Genomic DNA, 286 nt, shown 5'->3' on the forward strand with positions numbered 1-286 from the left:
GACGTGGATTACGATATTCGCCCGTCAAGAAGCGAACGGCTTCTCGCACTTCTACTGCGTTACCTGCAGAAGATGCCAACACTTGGTTCATATCGGTAAGAATAGCAGTCGTCTTTGTGCCAGCGCCGTTAGCAACAGCCACTATAGAACGTGCGAGTTCTTCAGAGGCTTCGTAGGTTGGCATGAAAGCGCCAGAACCCACTTTCACATCCATCACTAATGAATCAAGCCCTGCGGCCAGTTTCTTAGACAAAATAGAGGCAGTGATCAGTGAGATGTTATCTAC

General features: G+C 48.6%; 1 pseudogene. It reads right to left on the reverse strand.

Annotation, left to right across the window (positions count from 1 at the left end):
- Nucleotides 1-286: pseudogene (locus AB4585_RS29480) on the reverse strand (thymidine phosphorylase); the annotation flags it as partial.

Origin of the sequence: Vibrio sp. 10N.222.49.C9, assembly GCF_041474985.1 — a bacterium.
Classification (GTDB): Bacteria; Pseudomonadota; Gammaproteobacteria; order Enterobacterales; family Vibrionaceae; genus Vibrio; species Vibrio crassostreae_C.